Origin of the sequence: Bacterioplanoides sp. SCSIO 12839 (assembly GCF_024397975.1) — a bacterium.
Classification (GTDB): domain Bacteria; phylum Pseudomonadota; class Gammaproteobacteria; order Pseudomonadales; family Oceanobacteraceae; genus Bacterioplanoides.
Genome location: NZ_CP073745.1, coordinates 871,711 through 886,786 on the forward strand (window position 1 = coordinate 871,711; position 15,076 = coordinate 886,786).

The window sequence follows — 15,076 nt, forward strand, 5'->3', positions numbered from 1 at the left end:
TAAACGAAGCCGTCAGAACAATTTAATCTTCGGTTTTGTCTTTAAACTCACATAGGTCCTCAATCAAACACGACCCACACTTCGGCTTGCGTGCCACGCAAGTATAACGACCGTGTAGAATTAACCAGTGATGCGCATCCATCAAAAATTCTTTTGGTACAAAACGCATCAGTTTGTCTTCGACCTCATCCACATTTTTACCTGGTGCAATTTTAGTACGATTGGATACCCGGAAAATATGGGTATCAACTGCCATCACCGGAATTCGAAAGGCGGTGTTTAACACCACGTTGGCGGTTTTTCGGCCAACGCCGGGTAAGGCTTCGAGTGCTTTACGGTCTTGTGGAACTTCGCTGTTGTGTAACGTCACCAGCATGTCACACATTTTGATGGCATTTTTGGCTTTGCTGTTAAACAGACCGATGGTTTTGATGTATTCCTTTAATCCATCTTCACCCAGGTCGAGAATCGCCTGAGGCGTATTGGCCACCGGGAATAACTTTCGTGTGGCTTTATTCACACTAACATCGGTCGCTTGTGCCGACAGGGCAACCGCTAATAACAACTCAAACGGCGAGTTGTATTCCAGTTCAGTTTCCGGATTTGGATTTTCATCCCGTAGGCGGGTAAAAATCTCCGTACGTTTTTGTTTATTCATGCTAATCGGTTTTATGTATCGTTATATTTTTAGTGTTGCTATTTTTAATGTTATGAGGCGGGTTCCAGGCCTACATAGTTATCGCCTACGCTTAGTGCAATCAGATAACTGAGCTCCTGTAGCGAGCGGCCACTTTGTTGTTGCAGTTCATTAAAATAATGTTGGGCGGCTGTTAATGATTTTTTGGTTTGTAAACCGCCATCAATAATCTGATTGGCGCGCAGGTGGGCCTCGACATCTCGTGATAAAACAAAAGTATCTTTACCCAATGCACGCAGTGCATAAACGCCGGTGTTACCGCCCAAACGTGCGCCATGTTTTTTCAGATGCGCCCACAGTTCAATGATGCGATCGCTGGGAAAATCTGCCACAAACTGGCTGAAGGGCTCACCGTGATCCTGCTGATGGTAATAAATCATTGCCGCATTAACGGGTACTGTTTTGACCTTGGTGTAGTTACGCACAATACGTTCATCTGAGGATTTTTCTTCCAGCATTTCCGGCGGCATACGCAGCAGTTTGTCGATATTAAAATCCCAGAAAACTTCGCGGAATCCTGGCCATTTGTTATTGATCACTTGCCAGTAAAAACCACTCTGAAAAATTTTGCGGGTAAATTCTTCCAGCCAATCATCGCCACTGAGCTTTTTCAGTTGCGTGGGAGTCGCAGGTTGAGACAACAGGCTTTCGACCACGGCTTCACCGCCTTTGCGCTGGGCGGCACGCTGATAGATGTCCTGGTAGTTTTCCATCTTACATATCCATAGTGAATGTATGGCTAATAGGCCATGATTGCTTGTCATGATAGTGGAGTCATGCATCGAACGGAACTTCTGACCATAGGGTTAGTCTGATGGGAAACGATTCTTTGGAGTACGATGATGAAATCTAAACTGTCGATGGCTCAGGCTTTGGTCATTCTGGTTCTGACGGTTCTGGCTGCAGTTACACGTGCGGAACCTCAGCCTGCGCCTGAGTTCACGTTGCAGAATGCCGCTGGTGAAGCCGTTTCTCTCAGTGACTATCGTGGCAAAGTCGTGGTGCTGCACTTCTGGGCGACTTGGTGCCCGTACTGCAAACGCTTACAACCGGGTCTGGATGCCTTGTTGGATGACTATCAGGCGCAAGGTTTAGAAGTATTAGGCATCAGTTTTAACGAAGATGTGGATGCCAAGCCGCAGGAAGTTCTGAAACGTCGTGGCTCGGATTTTATGACACTGGTCAAAGGCGGTCGTGTTGCGGCTATGTACCAGGTGCGAGGCACACCAACGACCTTCTTTATTGATCGTCAGGGGCGTTTACGGGCGGTGACCATGACATCAGACCCGGAAGAACCTGGTTTGAAACACATGGCGGAAACCTTATTAGCTGAGAAATAACCGCAACATGGTGGCCGGTCACAAACCAGGGGTTTCCGTCAGTATGGTGAGTGGCCGCTCGTGACAAATATGCTCATTCACCATTGTAAGAAAGTGCCTGACGGTGGGAATATGTTGCGTCTCGGGACGCAATACACAATAGGATTTCCAAACCGGGCCGATCAGACCTGAAATCTCCCGCAGCTGTTGTCGTTTAATTTCTTCAGTAAATAAAGCTCTTGGGCCACCCGTGATGTGATCGGAGGTTAATACCAGCGATTTGGTGGTCGCATAATTATCGCAGGCAATGGTCGGAAAGCGTTCCAGCAATTGGGAAGGCAGATTCGGAATGATATCGGAGGGAATATCCGGCCCAATCGAAGGGTATTCCGTCAACTGGTTGATGGAATAGGGTGTTGCTTGCGCAAACACAGGGTGCTCATTTCTGGCGACAAAAATAATCTCATCTTGTTTAACCAGGTGGCAGATCAGCTCATCCGGAACGTCGGCTTCGACAAAAGGCCCAATGGCCAGATCAATTTCACCTTTCAGCAATAACTCGGTCAGTTTCTGGTTCGAGCCCGTGATTAACCGCGTACGAATGCAGCCGGTTTGTTCCGAGAAATGTTTCAGCAGTGTGGGAATAAAAATCTGCTCAATAATCGGACCCACACCAATATTCAACGTACCGCTGTCCAGTTGTGCCAATAACTGAATATGGCGGGTCATGGCATTCAGTTGGCTTTCGATGGTTTTACCTTTCTGAATCAGGTAACTGGCTGCCTGAGTTGGCGTCATACCACCATTGTGGCGATGAAACAGGGTGACTTTCAGTGTGTCTTCAAGTCGGCTTAAACGTTTGCTGATGGTGGGTTGAGAAAGGAACAATACATCGGCTGCTTTGTTGAGACTGCCGCAATCCGCAATGGTTTTTATCAGAATAATTTCAGACGAATCGATCATGAACAGGCCTTGTAAAACGGTTATTGCCAGGCCAGCAATATGCGGGCTGGCAATAACAGAGAAATCCTTGTTTAAAATAACACAAGGGTTCTTGATCGTGTCGATTTTTAACGGCTGATCAGTTATGAATTTTGCGTTTACGGAAGCGGAAATCCATATACTTTTTCAGCCCTTTAAACATGCTGTTATTCCAGGGAGGGGCAACAAAAGAGGCTGCATCAATCCGGCCTTTGCGAACCACGCCTTTTGCTTTGCTGAAATTGAGGAAACCTTCATGGCCATGGTAATGGCCAATGCCAGATGGGCCGATGCCTCCAAACGGAATATCATCCGCCATCACATGGCTCATGGTGTCATTAATGCAGACTCCACCGGAATGAGTCTGAGACAAAATCTCATCGGAGCGTTGAGTGTTCCAATCAAAATAATACAGTGCTAATGGACGTGGTTTGGAATTCACATAATGAATGGCTTCATTCATGCTGCTGTAGGGCAGTATTGGGATAATCGGGCCAAATAATTCTTCCTGCATCACCAGCATGTCGTCTGTCACATCGGTGACAATTGTAAACGGCATCTTACGACTGCCATCCAGCGACTCATTGGCCGGGTTAACCGTGTGTAATTTTGCACCTTTGGCTTGTGCATCTTCGAGGTAGCTTTGCAGACGCAGATGCTGGCGATCATTAATAATCGCGGTGTAATCCGGATTGTTTTTAATGGAAGGGTATCGCTTAGCCAGTACCTCGCTCAGCTCTTTGGCAAAACTATCGACTTTGCCACGTGGAACCAGAATATAATCGGGTGACACACATACCTGACCACAATTAATGCCCTTACCAAATGCAATACGGCTGGCCGCTTCTTTCAGCGGGAAATCATCATGAATAATCGCTGGTGATTTACCGCCTAATTCCAGAGTGACGGGGGTCAGATTTTTTGCTGCAGCAGACATAACCTGTTTGCCCACCTCCGTGGCACCGGTGAATACCAGGTGATCAAACGGCAGGTTAGTGAAAGCAATACTGGTTTCTACGCCGCCTTCGACAACAGCAACTTCAGATTCGTTAAAAGCAGAGGCTAATAATTGTTTCATGACTCTGGAGGTCGCCGGAGCAAATTCAGAGGTTTTGATCATTGCCCGGTTGCCTGCTGCCAGAGCTCCGATCAATGGCGATAATCCCAGGAAGATGGGGAAGTTCCAGGGAACCACAATGCCAACAACACCCAGCGGCTGATAGATGACTTTTACAGATGCGGGCATCACCGTTAATGGTACGTGGCGGCGCTGTGGTTTCATCCACTTTTTCAGGCGTTTGCGGTTGTACGCAATGCCATCCATGGTGGCATAGAACTCAGCCAGTAAGGTTTCAGCTTCACTGCGGTTGCTGAAGTCCTGGCTGACAGCTTTCAACAGTTGTTCTTTGTGATCCAGCAGCGCATTGTGCAGCTTATCCAGATTACGGATGCGCTGCTTGGCTTCAGGCATTGGCGCCGCTAGAAACGCTTTTTTCTGAGTTGCCAGTAAATATTCCAGCCCGGCAGTGTCATGACTTGGAAGGGTCGATACAGCCTGATTCATAGAGATCACCATCGTATTCTTTTTTCATCAGGGTACTGCCGCCATGGGCCCCTCACAATTGATTAAATTGGGGTGGTGCACTTGGGTTTTGGAATGGCGTGATGCAGGCTATCCAGAATTTGTGGTGCACCGCTCAAATAAATTCAATTCTGCCCCTTGAGTGCTTTCGTTAGTCTGTAACAACAGAATAAATCCAACACGAGAGACTTCTTATGACAAGTCAAACCCCGCTCGCGCAAACCCTGAAGTTACGTTCCGGGACCGTGCTGAAAAACCGAATTTGTAAGTCTTCGATGAATGAAGCACTGGCGGAAGCCGATGGCTCTGTGACCAATGCCTTCCGTACTCTTTACTCTACCTGGGCGGCTGGTGGCTGTTCCGTGCTGATTACAGGTAATGTGATGGTCGATAAGCGCCATGCAAATGAGCCATTGGCCGCTGCAGTTGAAGATGAAAAAGATATATTCCTGCTGGAGCAGTGGGCAAAATCTGCAACCGCTCAGGGTGTTGAAATCTGGCCTCAGCTGAACCACCCGGGCAAGCAGTCTCCTAAGTTCCTGAATGATGCGCCAGTTGCGCCATCTGCTATCCCGCTGGCGAGCGATATGTTTATTCCGCCACGCGAACTGACCGAAGCAGAAATTCTGGACATCATTGCACGCTTCATCAAAACCGCTGAAGTGCTGGGCAAAGCCGGTTTCACTGGTATCCAGCTGCACGCCGCACACGGTTACCTGATCAGCCAATTCCTGTCGCCAAAACACAATCAGCGTCAGGATCAGTGGGGTGGTAGCCTGGAAAATCGCATGCGCTTTATTACTGAAATTTATAAAGGCATTCGTAAGTCTCTGGGTAAGAAGTTCAACATCTCCGTTAAGCTGAACTCTTCTGACTTCCAGAAAGGTGGTTTCACCGAAGAAGAATCTATCGAAGTGGCTAAGGTTCTGGATGGCCTTGGCATCGATCTGCTGGAAATCTCTGGTGGTAGCTGGGAAAACCCGGTTAACCGTCGTGGTGAGCAGAAAGCCAGCACCAAGGCACGTGAAGCTTACTTCCTGGATTACGCTGAGAAGCTGCGTAAAGAAATTAAGGTACCACTGATGGTAACTGGTGGTTTCCGTTCACAGTCTTCGATGGAAGACGCGCTGGAATCCGGTGCGATTGATGTAGTAGGGATGGCACGCCCGTTTGTGGTTGAGCCTGACTTTGCCAATAAGCTGCTGACCTCCAGTAACAATGTTTCTCCGGTTAAGCCAATCACCACTGGTATTAAAAAAGTAGATGCGATGGCGATTATGGAAATCAGCTGGTACACCAACCAGATCCATCGTATCAGTGAAGGCCGCAAGCCAGCGACTAAAGTACGTGGTTTGTTATCGGTCATTAACGTGTTCTATCAGTTCTGGCGTCGTGGCCAGAAAGTGAAAAAGGTCCGCGCATAAGGAGAGCAGTAATATGGCAAAAACAATAAGAATGATGGGCATGATGCAGGAAAATGGTTTAAGCAAGCAGGAAATGCTGCTGCTGGAAGCCAATGCAAAGGCTCTGTACAAAAAGCACTTCGGTAATAAATATCGCATTATGCCGATTTGGGTTGTGATTCCACGCGGCCAGGCATTTCTGGCTGCACAGGCGTCAACCAGCACTACGGTGACCTTGCCAGTAGATGACGGTACGGATGATAAAATGCGTCATGCATTTATGTCAGAATTCTGCGAAATGTGGATGAATGTAACCCAGTGCCATATTAACGAAATTATCCTGACGGTTCCGGATATGTCGGTATCGGATGGCATGGTAGCGGCGCAGCTGGAGCGTATTAATCCAAAGATTAAGAAACTGCAGATGGCACGTATGCTTCTGAAAATGTTTAAGTCAAAACTTATTAATGGTTACTTTTCCATGAATATGAACCTGAATCAGTAAGGAGACTTTGATATGCCGTTATATACTGTATCGACCAAAACACCGATTCCTGCTCCGGTTAAACAACAGCTGGCTAAGCTGATTATGGATGTTCATTGTGGCATCACGGGTGCCCCGGAAACCTTTGTAAATGTTGTTTATTCTGAGGGTGTGCCGATGTCGGATGACATGGCTTACCACATTCTCGCAACGGTTCGTAAAGGCCGCACCAAAGATATGAACAATGAACTGAAAAATGAGATGTGTCGTCAGATTGTAAAACTGCTGAACACCTCTCCACAGTTACTGAAGTTATCTATCTATGAGATGCCGGCAGCCTGGGTAATGGAAGGAGGTAACATCCTGCCTGAACCGGGTGAAGAAGATCAGTGTGAGTGGTTGCAGAACGCTCAACACTAACTGTTAAGTTTATCTCCCCTTTAGCGCGCTGCATCAACAACCTCCCTGACTGTTGTGGCGCGCTTTTTTATTGCTCCAAGCCTGGAACACTATTGTAAATAAGCAAAAGCCCTGTCGATAATTTTCTGCTACGATCCTGATTATTTTCAAAACGTAAACAGTAATGAAATATTTATGCATCGCCAGTAGCTGGATTAATGCGCTGACGGATGAATTTTCTGAACACGGTTTGGATGTTAGTCAGATCACCCATGGGTTACCGGGTTTTCATCAAGGGAGCTTTTCTGAAAACGACCGCCTTGATTTATTGTCGGCACGGATTTTATGGCATCGGGCGGCACGTTTATCAAATGATCCTTTGTTGGGTGCTCGTATTGGTTTGAGCCCTAATTATCGTAGCGTGGGTGTGTTGGCACCATTAATCTGGCATTCGGAGAATTTACTCACGGCATTACATAATATCTCGAAATACCAGTCTTTAATCAGCGAAAACGGTGCGTTCCGTTATGAGAATACCACGGAAGGTTGCATTCGTTGCTTATATGAAGAAACACCAGCGGCGTTGCCAGCTTCCATACAACAAATTTTATCGGTCACTGTTGCCAGCATTATGGTGATCAAAACACTGTCTGGTAAAAAAGCCCGTATTAATAAACTGATTGTGCCTGAAGGCACGCCTGTTAATGGCCTATCCGGCTTGTTATCACTGCATGTCGTCAGTGAGGGAAAGCAGGTTGGGTTTGAATTGCAACTGAATGAAGCTGAGCTGAAACAAGCGATTCCCGGTTGTGATGACGCTTTGTACCGTATGTGCCTCGAGTATGCGAATACTTTACTGGCGGAAAAAGATAAAGGCATGGCAATGATTCAGCAGATACGCCGATATGTATCGAATCATGGTATGTTGCGGGCAGAGGTGACAGGCTGTGCTGAGGCATTATGCATTCACCCCCGGGCGTTACAGCGTCAACTTGAAAACGCCGGAACCAGCTTCAGAAAATTAAAGGATGAAGTGTTAAAAGAGCATGCGTTATCGGCAATCAATCAGGCCACTGATATTAAAACCATTGCTGAACAATTGGGTTATACCGAATTAAGTGGTTTTTATCGTATATTCAAAGGGTGGTTCGGAATCACGCCCAAAAAAGCTTTAAAAGAAGGCGTTTTAAACAGCAAAAAGTAACGATGTTTTCGTTACTTTTTGCGAGAGCCTGTTAACAGGCTCTGGGTGTGATCACAGATTATTAACGGCGGTTTGCAAGCGCTGTAGCGACCTCTCAGATTTTTCTTCAATAATTTCTTTAAAGTACATCGCATTGGCTGCCACTAACACAAAGTTTGGCAGCGTATATTCCAGTCTTCTTTCAAACTGTGTTTCATTATTATCGGTTGCTGCAACGGTATAGGTCAGATTGATGATGCTGCCATTGGTTTGATTTTTGGCACTGGCCTGCCAGATTATTCCGGGTTGATATTGTTCAACCGTCCAGCTTAAGTCGTTCTGGCCAATTGGGGTGCTGACTTGCTCGGCAAATTGATCACCCGCCGCTAAAGTACTGCTTTGTTGAGTGACTACCTTTTCCGATTGTGGATGCCATTCAGGCCAACGGCTTACATTTCCGGCATAGGCCAATGTTTGTTGCGGCGATTTATTCATCACAATGGTATTCACAACGGTTGTCGTGACGGGGTAAGACCAGAGTGTCGCGATGAACCATAACATGGCCGGTAAGCGAATCATTTCAATAGGAATCAGATTGGATTTATTTTCTAATAAACTACTGGTGACAATGACACCGCTCACCAGAATAAGCGCTCCTGAAATTTTCAGCCACAACTCCAGTTGTGGTGATAAAAATATAAACATCGTACCGGCAAGGAAGGTTAACAGGCTGGCGATACCGGCATAAATTTTCTTACCGGTTGTGGTATATGGATCGTATTTTTCGCGGTCAGCAGTGCCTTCTTGCTGCAGGTGGTGGTCGGCACCCACACAATCCTGTGGTCGCCAGCCCGTTGGTTTAAACCACAAACCAATTTTATCAGACCACTTTTGCGTATGACGGGAATCATTGATCATGGTCGCCCAATGACGCAGGTTTAATTTTACCGGACTCAGCGTATGAGTCGGGTTGGTTGTACCATAATGGCAAGCTTCTGTTGCCAGTTCAGGTTGCCAGGTTCCAAACATACGATCCCAGATGACCATGGTGCCACCATAATTACGGTCGATATAAATCGGGTTTTTGGCATGGTGTACACGGTGGCTGGATGGCGTTGAAAAAACACCTTCGAGAAGCGGAATGCGGTTAATTCCCTGAGTATGAATCCAGAACTGATAACCTTTAAGAATCAGGAACTGGCCCAGGAACACTTCTGGCGGGCATCCCATAAAGGCCAGTGGCAGATAAAAAATCCATGAAAATCCATATTGAAAAGCGCTTTGGCGAATGGCCGTTGTGTAATTAAATTCTTCACCCTGATGATGCCCTTCGTGTGCACCCCATAAGATATTGCGTTCGTGGGCGATGCGATGAAACCAGTAATAAAAGAAATCGACGCCAAAAAAGAAAATAACCCAGGTAATGATACTGGTGCTGCTGAAGTCAAACAGACGGAAGTTTTCCCAGATCCAGATAAAAACGCCAAAGGTATAAACTTTCAGCAATGCCTCTGAGATTAATAAGCAGGCCCCCATCGAGCCGCTAGTGATGCTGTCGCTGTAAGTGTGCAGGCTTTTCCCTTTGGCCTTTAATGCCAGGTACTCGGCCAGCATCAGTATCAGAAACAGGGGGATGCCGATGGCGCCAAGGTTATAATCAAACTCAACCATATTATTATCCTTCTTGTTATATGTTCAGAACCTGAAGGGCTCAGACTCAGACCATCAGTCTGGCGTAATCTGAGTAAATGTCTTTGGCGAGCGATGACAAAAAGTGGATGGTTACGACAAATGTGTGCTTCAGGCCTGATTCAGAGAATTCACTACCTCGATAAATTTTGCCACCGATGGGATGTGCTCTGATTCAGGTTTGAACAGCAGGTACGACTCCCATAGGGGAGTTGGCATACCAGGAATCGTCTTCAGTGCACCGGAGTCAATTTCCTGCTGAAACAGCACCTGAGGGCCACCAGTGATGTAATCAGAGCGCATGGTCAGTGATTTGGCTGTGTTGTAATTACCGCAGGTAATGGTTGGAATGTTGGCCAGCATTTCTTCCGGTACGTTGACTTGTACATTGGGTGGAATTTCAGGGCCAATGGATGAGTAGTTTTTCAATTGCTGCGGTAAAAATGGTTTGTCCTGCTGAAAAATCGGGTGTTCAGATCGGGCAACAAAGACGATCTGATCCTGAGTGACCGGTGAAAAACTCAGGTTTTCATTGATATGATCAGGCACAAATGGGCCAATAGCGACATCAATCTCACCGCTTAATAGCAGTTTGGTCAGACGCTCGGTGGAGCCAGTGATCAGTTTGACTCGAATGTTGCGGGTCACCTCGGAGAAGCGGATTAACAGTTCCGGAAATAACACCTGTTCGATAATTGGCCCGATACCAACATTCAGATCACCGCTGGTGAGTGATCCCAGCATTTTGACGTGGCGATCGATGCTGCTCAGGCGATCACGGATATTATCACCCTGTTCAATCATATACTGAGCCGCGGGAGTGGGATTCATACCGCCGTTATGGCGGTAAAATAACGACACCCCCAGAGTGCTTTCCAGTCTTGATAAACGCTTGCTCAGAGTCGACTGTGACATGCAGAGAACATCTGCGGCTTTGCTCAGGCTGCCGTTATCGGTGATGGTTCTGATGATGTGAATATCGTACGACTCGAGCATTGTTCCATTCCAGGCTATTCGTATATTAGTGAACCCTACCAAAAAACTATCAATTTTGAGAGTGCTTTGAAATCAGTAAGCTCAGCTGAGCTGAATTTTACGATTAACAGGTAACTATATGAATAATAACCTTGAATCGCTGAGTGCCGTAGAAGAAGTAGAACTGGCCCCGTATCACACCCTGTCTTTGCCAGACTCGACCTATGAAGTACTGAAGCAGAGTGCTGCCCGATACGGCAGTAATGCAGCCATGGATTTTTTCCTGTCTGCCGACAATATGGATGACTTTGTCAGCATCAGTTACAACGAGTTATTCGGTAATATTACCCGTTGTGCCAACATGTTCCGCGCACACGGCATTGATCAGAATAATATGGTGGCACTGATTCTGCCGAACCTGCCAGAGACTCATTATGCGATTTGGGGTGGTGAAGCTGCCGGAACCGTTTTGAGCCTGAACCCGCTGCTGGAAGCCGAACAGCTTTCGTCGTTATTAAAAACCGCTGGTGTTCGTTGGCTGGTAACGCTGGGACCGACTCCGGGTAGTGATATCTGGGAAAAAAGTCTGCAGGCTTGTGAGGGTGTGGATACGCTGGAAGGTATCTTCCAGATCAATTTATCCACTTACCTGAGTGGCTTCAAAAGTGCCTTTATTTCTGGCAGCGCTGCAATTTCCCGCCTGAAAAGCTCCGTAAAAGTGAAAAACTTCAATAAAGAGCTACAAAAATACCGGGCTGATCGACTTGAGTTCAGCATGCCCGGGGGTAATGACATTGCTTCATGCTTCTGTACGGGTGGAACGACTGGCTTGCCGAAAATTGCCAGACGCCCCCACAGCGCTGAAGTGTATGACGCCTGGGCGGTTGGTCGGATGATTTCAGCTCAACTCACCGAAGGTGTGAGTGTTTTCTGTGGTTTACCACTGTTCCATGTTAACGGTCAGATTGTGACTGGTTTAGCCAGCTGGATGCGTGGCGCAAAAGTCATTTTGGGAACACCACAGGGGTATCGTGGGGAAGGGGTGATTCCACGTTTCTGGGAAATTGTTGAGCGCTTCAATGTTGCGGCGTTTTCCGGGGTACCAACCTTGTATGCGGCATTGCTGAATCAGCCAATGGAAGGACGTGATCTTTCCAGTCTGGAGGCGGCATTCTGTGGCGCAGCGCCCATGCCCAAAGAGCTGTTCCGTCAGTTCCAGGACCGTACTGGTATTCCGATTATTGAAGGTTATGGTCTGACGGAAGGAACCTGTGCTTCCAGTCTGAACCCAGGCTTGTCTGAAAACACCATTGGCTCGATTGGTATTCGTCTGCCCTATCAGGACATGATGTGTATTGTGCTGGATGATGACGGCAACTACCTGCGTGATGCTGACGTGAACGAAGTGGGCGCTGTATCCATTAAAGGCCCGAATGTATTCGCGGGTTATATGGAACCTTCCCATAACAAAGGTATCTGGATTGAGCGTAACGGCGAAACCTGGCTTAACACCGGTGACTTAGGTCGTCAGGATGCGGATGGCTATTTCTGGCTGACTGGCCGTAAGAAGGAGCTGATTATTCGAGGCGGTCATAATATTGATCCAAAAACTATCGAAGAAGCCATGCACGAACATCCGAAAGTACGTTTAGCCGCTGCCGTGGGCCGTCCGGATGCATACGCCGGTGAGCTACCCGTGGTGTATGTGGAGTTGGAAGACGGTGCTAAATGCACTGTTGATGAGCTGGTGGCATTTGCTAAAGACAATATTTCAGAAAAAGCCGCCTGGCCAAAAGCCATTCAGGTACTGGAAATGATGCCAGTGACCCCGGTAGGTAAAATCTTCAAACCCGCATTGCAGATGCTGGAAATTGAGCACGTCATTCGGGCAGAAGCATCGTCTAAAGGCGCGTCGATTCAGTCGCTGGAGGTCAAGCAACATGCTCAGCGTGGTTTGTTGGCCGAGGTGAAACTGGCTCAGGCATCTTCTGAGTTGCTGCATGCACTGGATCAGTATGCGTTTGAGTACGACATTGTCTGATCAGAACTGATGCAAACTAAAAGGCCCTGATGTTTCGTCAACATCAGGGCCTTTTGTTTTCTGCCTTATCGCTGCTCAGGTTCTCAGCGCATTCAACTGCTGGTCCAGCACATTCAACTGGTTGGTTACGTGATGGCTACTGCTGTTGGCATCCTGAGCCAGGCTCGCCAATACCTGAGTGGCATCACCGATATTGGTCAGGTGTTTGGAAATTTCCTCACTGACGGCGCTTTGTTCTTCAGCGGCTGTCGCCACCTGGCTGATCTGGTCGGTAATGCCATTGATCGCTTCGACCACTTGATGCAGCGACTGGTGTGCCTGGCGTGTGGTTTCCATACTGCCGGTTGCCTGTTCGGTGCCACTTTCAATAATGCTGACGGCCTTGCTGACTTCATCCTGTAAGTTAACGATCATGCCATCAATTTCCTCGGTGGACTCCTGGGTCTTTGAAGCCAGCGTACGCACTTCATCGGCAACCACCGCAAACCCTCGGCCCTGTTCACCCGCCCGTGCGGCTTCAATGGCCGCATTTAATGCCAGCAGGTTGGTTTGTTCAGCGATAGAGCGAATCACTACCATGATGCGGTTGATGTCATCGGAACGCGCAGCTACCTGAGTGATGGATTCACTGGCAGTGTTCATATTGGTTGATAATTCCAACACGCTATCAACGGCGGTCGACAAGTTACGTTGCGACTCGACAACGGTGTTTTGTATGTCCTGAGTCTGGCCAGAAGTCTGTTGTGCAATCCGTGAAACCTCCAGAGCGGTGGCCGACATCTCCTGGGTGGCTGTTACTACATTATCCACTTCATGTTGTTGGCTGTTGGTATTTTCGCGGGTGGTCTGACTAATGCCCCGGTTGGTTTCGGACGCCTGGTGAACTTCACGGCTGACACCCTTCAGGGCTTCAATCATGTCGCGCAGTTTCTGCATAAAGCCATTGAAGCCATTGCTCAGCTCAATCAGCTCCGCATGAGTATCGAGCGTTAACATCTGAGTCAGGTCACCATCATTACTGGCGAGCTGGTTTACCTGGCGGTTTAACTGCTGCAGAGGGGTGACAATGCTTTGCACCAGTACCCAAACTAACCCAAATGCAACCAGCGTCAGTACGGCGGCTACGATCAATTGAGCGCTGACCACTGAGGTTTCTTTATCGCTGATCAGTTGTTGCAGATCTGCGAGACTGGCTAACGCGACGGCTTTTGGCAATTCAATCACCAGCGACCATTGTGTGTTAGCCGCTTTAATCGTCATTGGAGCGGCAACAAAGATATGATCTTCGGTTTGTAATACGCCACCTGTGTTATGAAGTTGCTGCAGTTTAGAGCCCAGCTGAGGCATCGATTCGCTCAGTGGTCGTGTCAATTTGTCTTTGTAAAAACTGGATGCAGCCACAAAACCCATGGATGACAACAGGGTGACCTTAGCCTGGCCACCGTAGAGCGATGCCGCCAGTTCATCGACCAGGGTCTGGAACAGAGGCAGGTTTACGTCAGTGCCCACTAGGCCTCGAAAAGTCCCGTTGATAACCACAGGAACCGTCAGGCTGGTCATTAGCTCACTGTATCCCGGACGGATTTCATAAAGATAAGGCTCCATGATGCAAGGACGTAGCGTATCCATTGAGCACAGGTACCACTCCGACTCACGAATACCAAATTCATTTTTGGTATCAGCATACTTTGCTTGTGAGTCGTCAATTTTCTGCTGTTCTAAACTACCATCCGGGTTTCTGACCCAATAAATCTCCAGCGAGCCAGACTCTTCGACGGAGTGTATTAACCCTGAATTGATATAGCTGGCGTCTCCGCTGTCATAGCCATTAGGTTCGAACTGGGCATACAGTGAGCTGACGTCTTTATTGGCGGCCAGGGCATCCGCCATCATTTGGTTCACCTGCTCACGAGTCATGGGGTAAGGGGTTTTGGGGCTGCCTTCGATCACTCCGCCAAGGGATACCGGAATACGGAAGGCAGAATTAATATAACCAGACATCAGTTCACTGTAGGCCTGTGCAGAAGCCTGGATATGGCTGACTGCTGCAGTCGATAGCGTGTTTTCGGCCTGATCGGAAATATCGCCGCTTAGTGCTGAGATACCACGGCTGGTTTGCCAGGTCAGTACCAGAGACATCAGAACAATAATCGATATGGTGATAGCCAGAAGCTTGGTTTTTAGAGGAAGCGCTTTCATGAACTTGCCCGAAGTAGGTTAATCGTCTTAATTGAGCGTAGACGATTCGGGAAGTTGTGCATGGTTTATACGTTGAGTGTGTCGATAATTTTGTAAACAGTGATGAAATAAAAAACCGGGCTAA

The 15,076-nt window shown here is 47.7% G+C and carries 13 protein-coding genes; 6 read left to right on the top strand and 7 right to left on the bottom strand.

Annotated elements, in window-relative coordinates; genetic code table 11:
* Nucleotides 1-22: 22 nt before the first annotated feature.
* Together nth and KFF03_RS04075 are read right to left on the bottom strand one after the other, a co-directional pair.
* Nucleotides 23-658: an endonuclease III gene (gene nth / locus KFF03_RS04070; RefSeq protein ID WP_255859060.1), complete on the bottom strand. Its 636-nt coding sequence runs from the start codon at nt 656-658 to the stop codon at nt 23-25.
* 50 nt (nt 659-708) lie between these two features.
* A complete protein-coding gene (locus KFF03_RS04075) occupies nt 709-1,410 on the bottom strand; it encodes a DNA-3-methyladenine glycosylase I (protein ID WP_255859061.1) in 702 nt (233 codons plus the stop codon).
* Nucleotides 1,411-1,536: 126 nt separating this feature from the next.
* On the opposite strand from KFF03_RS04075, the gene KFF03_RS04080 reads away from it, so the two are divergent.
* Nucleotides 1,537-2,037: a peroxiredoxin gene (locus KFF03_RS04080; RefSeq protein WP_255859063.1), complete on the top strand. Its 501-nt coding sequence runs from the start codon at nt 1,537-1,539 to the stop codon at nt 2,035-2,037.
* An 18-nt stretch (nt 2,038-2,055) separates the two neighbouring features.
* Here KFF03_RS04080 and KFF03_RS04085 read toward each other — a convergent pair whose 3' ends face one another.
* Together KFF03_RS04085 and KFF03_RS04090 are read right to left on the bottom strand one after the other, a co-directional pair.
* Nucleotides 2,056-2,979, bottom strand: a complete 924-nt coding sequence (locus KFF03_RS04085; protein ID WP_255859064.1) for a LysR family transcriptional regulator — start codon at nt 2,977-2,979, stop codon at nt 2,056-2,058.
* A 118-nt stretch (nt 2,980-3,097) separates the two neighbouring features.
* The gene (locus KFF03_RS04090) at nt 3,098-4,561 is read right to left on the bottom strand and encodes a coniferyl aldehyde dehydrogenase (RefSeq protein WP_255859065.1); all 1,464 of its coding nucleotides are present in this window, start codon (nt 4,559-4,561) and stop codon (nt 3,098-3,100) included.
* Nucleotides 4,562-4,773: 212 nt separating this feature from the next.
* On the opposite strand from KFF03_RS04090, the gene KFF03_RS04095 reads away from it, so the two are divergent.
* The 4 genes from KFF03_RS04095 to KFF03_RS04110 all read left to right on the top strand — a co-directional run bounded on the left by KFF03_RS04095 (nt 4,774) and on the right by KFF03_RS04110 (nt 8,069).
* On the top strand, nt 4,774-6,003 hold the full coding sequence (locus KFF03_RS04095) for an NADH:flavin oxidoreductase/NADH oxidase family protein (protein ID WP_255859067.1): 1,230 nt from the start codon (nt 4,774-4,776) through the stop codon (nt 6,001-6,003).
* 13 nt (nt 6,004-6,016) lie between these two features.
* Nucleotides 6,017-6,487, top strand: a complete 471-nt coding sequence (locus KFF03_RS04100; RefSeq protein ID WP_255859069.1) for a hypothetical protein — start codon at nt 6,017-6,019, stop codon at nt 6,485-6,487.
* Between the two features lie 12 nt (nt 6,488-6,499).
* On the top strand, nt 6,500-6,886 hold the full coding sequence (locus tag KFF03_RS04105) for a hypothetical protein (protein WP_255859070.1): 387 nt from the start codon (nt 6,500-6,502) through the stop codon (nt 6,884-6,886).
* 163 nt (nt 6,887-7,049) lie between these two features.
* Complete coding sequence (locus tag KFF03_RS04110; RefSeq protein WP_255859071.1) at nt 7,050-8,069, top strand: AraC family transcriptional regulator; 1,020 nt, start codon at nt 7,050-7,052, stop codon at nt 8,067-8,069.
* Between the two features lie 51 nt (nt 8,070-8,120).
* Here the strand turns inward: KFF03_RS04110 and KFF03_RS04115 are convergent, their stop codons facing one another.
* On the bottom strand, nt 8,121-9,719 hold the full coding sequence (locus tag KFF03_RS04115; protein ID WP_255859072.1) for a sterol desaturase family protein: 1,599 nt from the start codon (nt 9,717-9,719) through the stop codon (nt 8,121-8,123).
* 129 nt (nt 9,720-9,848) lie between these two features.
* Entirely contained in the window at nt 9,849-10,733 is an 885-nt protein-coding gene (locus KFF03_RS04120; protein WP_255859073.1) for a LysR family transcriptional regulator, read from the bottom strand.
* 118 nt (nt 10,734-10,851) lie between these two features.
* Between KFF03_RS04120 and KFF03_RS04125 the strand changes: the two genes are divergently transcribed.
* Nucleotides 10,852-12,753 (top strand): acyl-CoA synthetase, encoded by a 1,902-nt coding sequence (locus tag KFF03_RS04125; protein ID WP_255859074.1) that lies wholly within the window; start codon nt 10,852-10,854, stop codon nt 12,751-12,753.
* A gap of 75 nt (nt 12,754-12,828) precedes the next feature.
* Here KFF03_RS04125 and KFF03_RS04130 read toward each other — a convergent pair whose 3' ends face one another.
* A complete protein-coding gene (locus KFF03_RS04130) occupies nt 12,829-14,952 on the bottom strand; it encodes a methyl-accepting chemotaxis protein (protein ID WP_255859075.1) in 2,124 nt (707 codons plus the stop codon).
* Nucleotides 14,953-15,076 lie beyond the last annotated feature (124 nt).

Bases quoted from the DNA above. Each gene is read 5' to 3' on its own strand.
- KFF03_RS04095 (WP_255859067.1), top strand. From the start codon at position 4,774: ATGACAAGTCAAACCCCGCTCGCGCAAACCCTGAAGTTACGTTCCGGG.
- KFF03_RS04085 (WP_255859064.1), bottom strand. From the start codon at position 2,979: ATGATCGATTCGTCTGAAATTATTCTGATAAAAACCATTGCGGATTGC.
- nth (WP_255859060.1), bottom strand. From the start codon at position 658: ATGAATAAACAAAAACGTACGGAGATTTTTACCCGCCTACGGGATGAA.
- KFF03_RS04080 (WP_255859063.1), top strand. From the start codon at position 1,537: ATGATGAAATCTAAACTGTCGATGGCTCAGGCTTTGGTCATTCTGGTT.
- KFF03_RS04090 (WP_255859065.1), bottom strand. From the start codon at position 4,561: ATGAATCAGGCTGTATCGACCCTTCCAAGTCATGACACTGCCGGGCTG.
- KFF03_RS04110 (WP_255859071.1), top strand. From the start codon at position 7,050: ATGAAATATTTATGCATCGCCAGTAGCTGGATTAATGCGCTGACGGAT.
- KFF03_RS04120 (WP_255859073.1), bottom strand. From the start codon at position 10,733: ATGCTCGAGTCGTACGATATTCACATCATCAGAACCATCACCGATAAC.
- KFF03_RS04100 (WP_255859069.1), top strand. From the start codon at position 6,017: ATGGCAAAAACAATAAGAATGATGGGCATGATGCAGGAAAATGGTTTA.
- KFF03_RS04105 (WP_255859070.1), top strand. From the start codon at position 6,500: ATGCCGTTATATACTGTATCGACCAAAACACCGATTCCTGCTCCGGTT.
- KFF03_RS04115 (WP_255859072.1), bottom strand. From the start codon at position 9,719: ATGGTTGAGTTTGATTATAACCTTGGCGCCATCGGCATCCCCCTGTTT.
- KFF03_RS04125 (WP_255859074.1), top strand. From the start codon at position 10,852: ATGAATAATAACCTTGAATCGCTGAGTGCCGTAGAAGAAGTAGAACTG.
- KFF03_RS04130 (WP_255859075.1), bottom strand. From the start codon at position 14,952: ATGAAAGCGCTTCCTCTAAAAACCAAGCTTCTGGCTATCACCATATCG.
- KFF03_RS04075 (WP_255859061.1), bottom strand. From the start codon at position 1,410: ATGGAAAACTACCAGGACATCTATCAGCGTGCCGCCCAGCGCAAAGGC.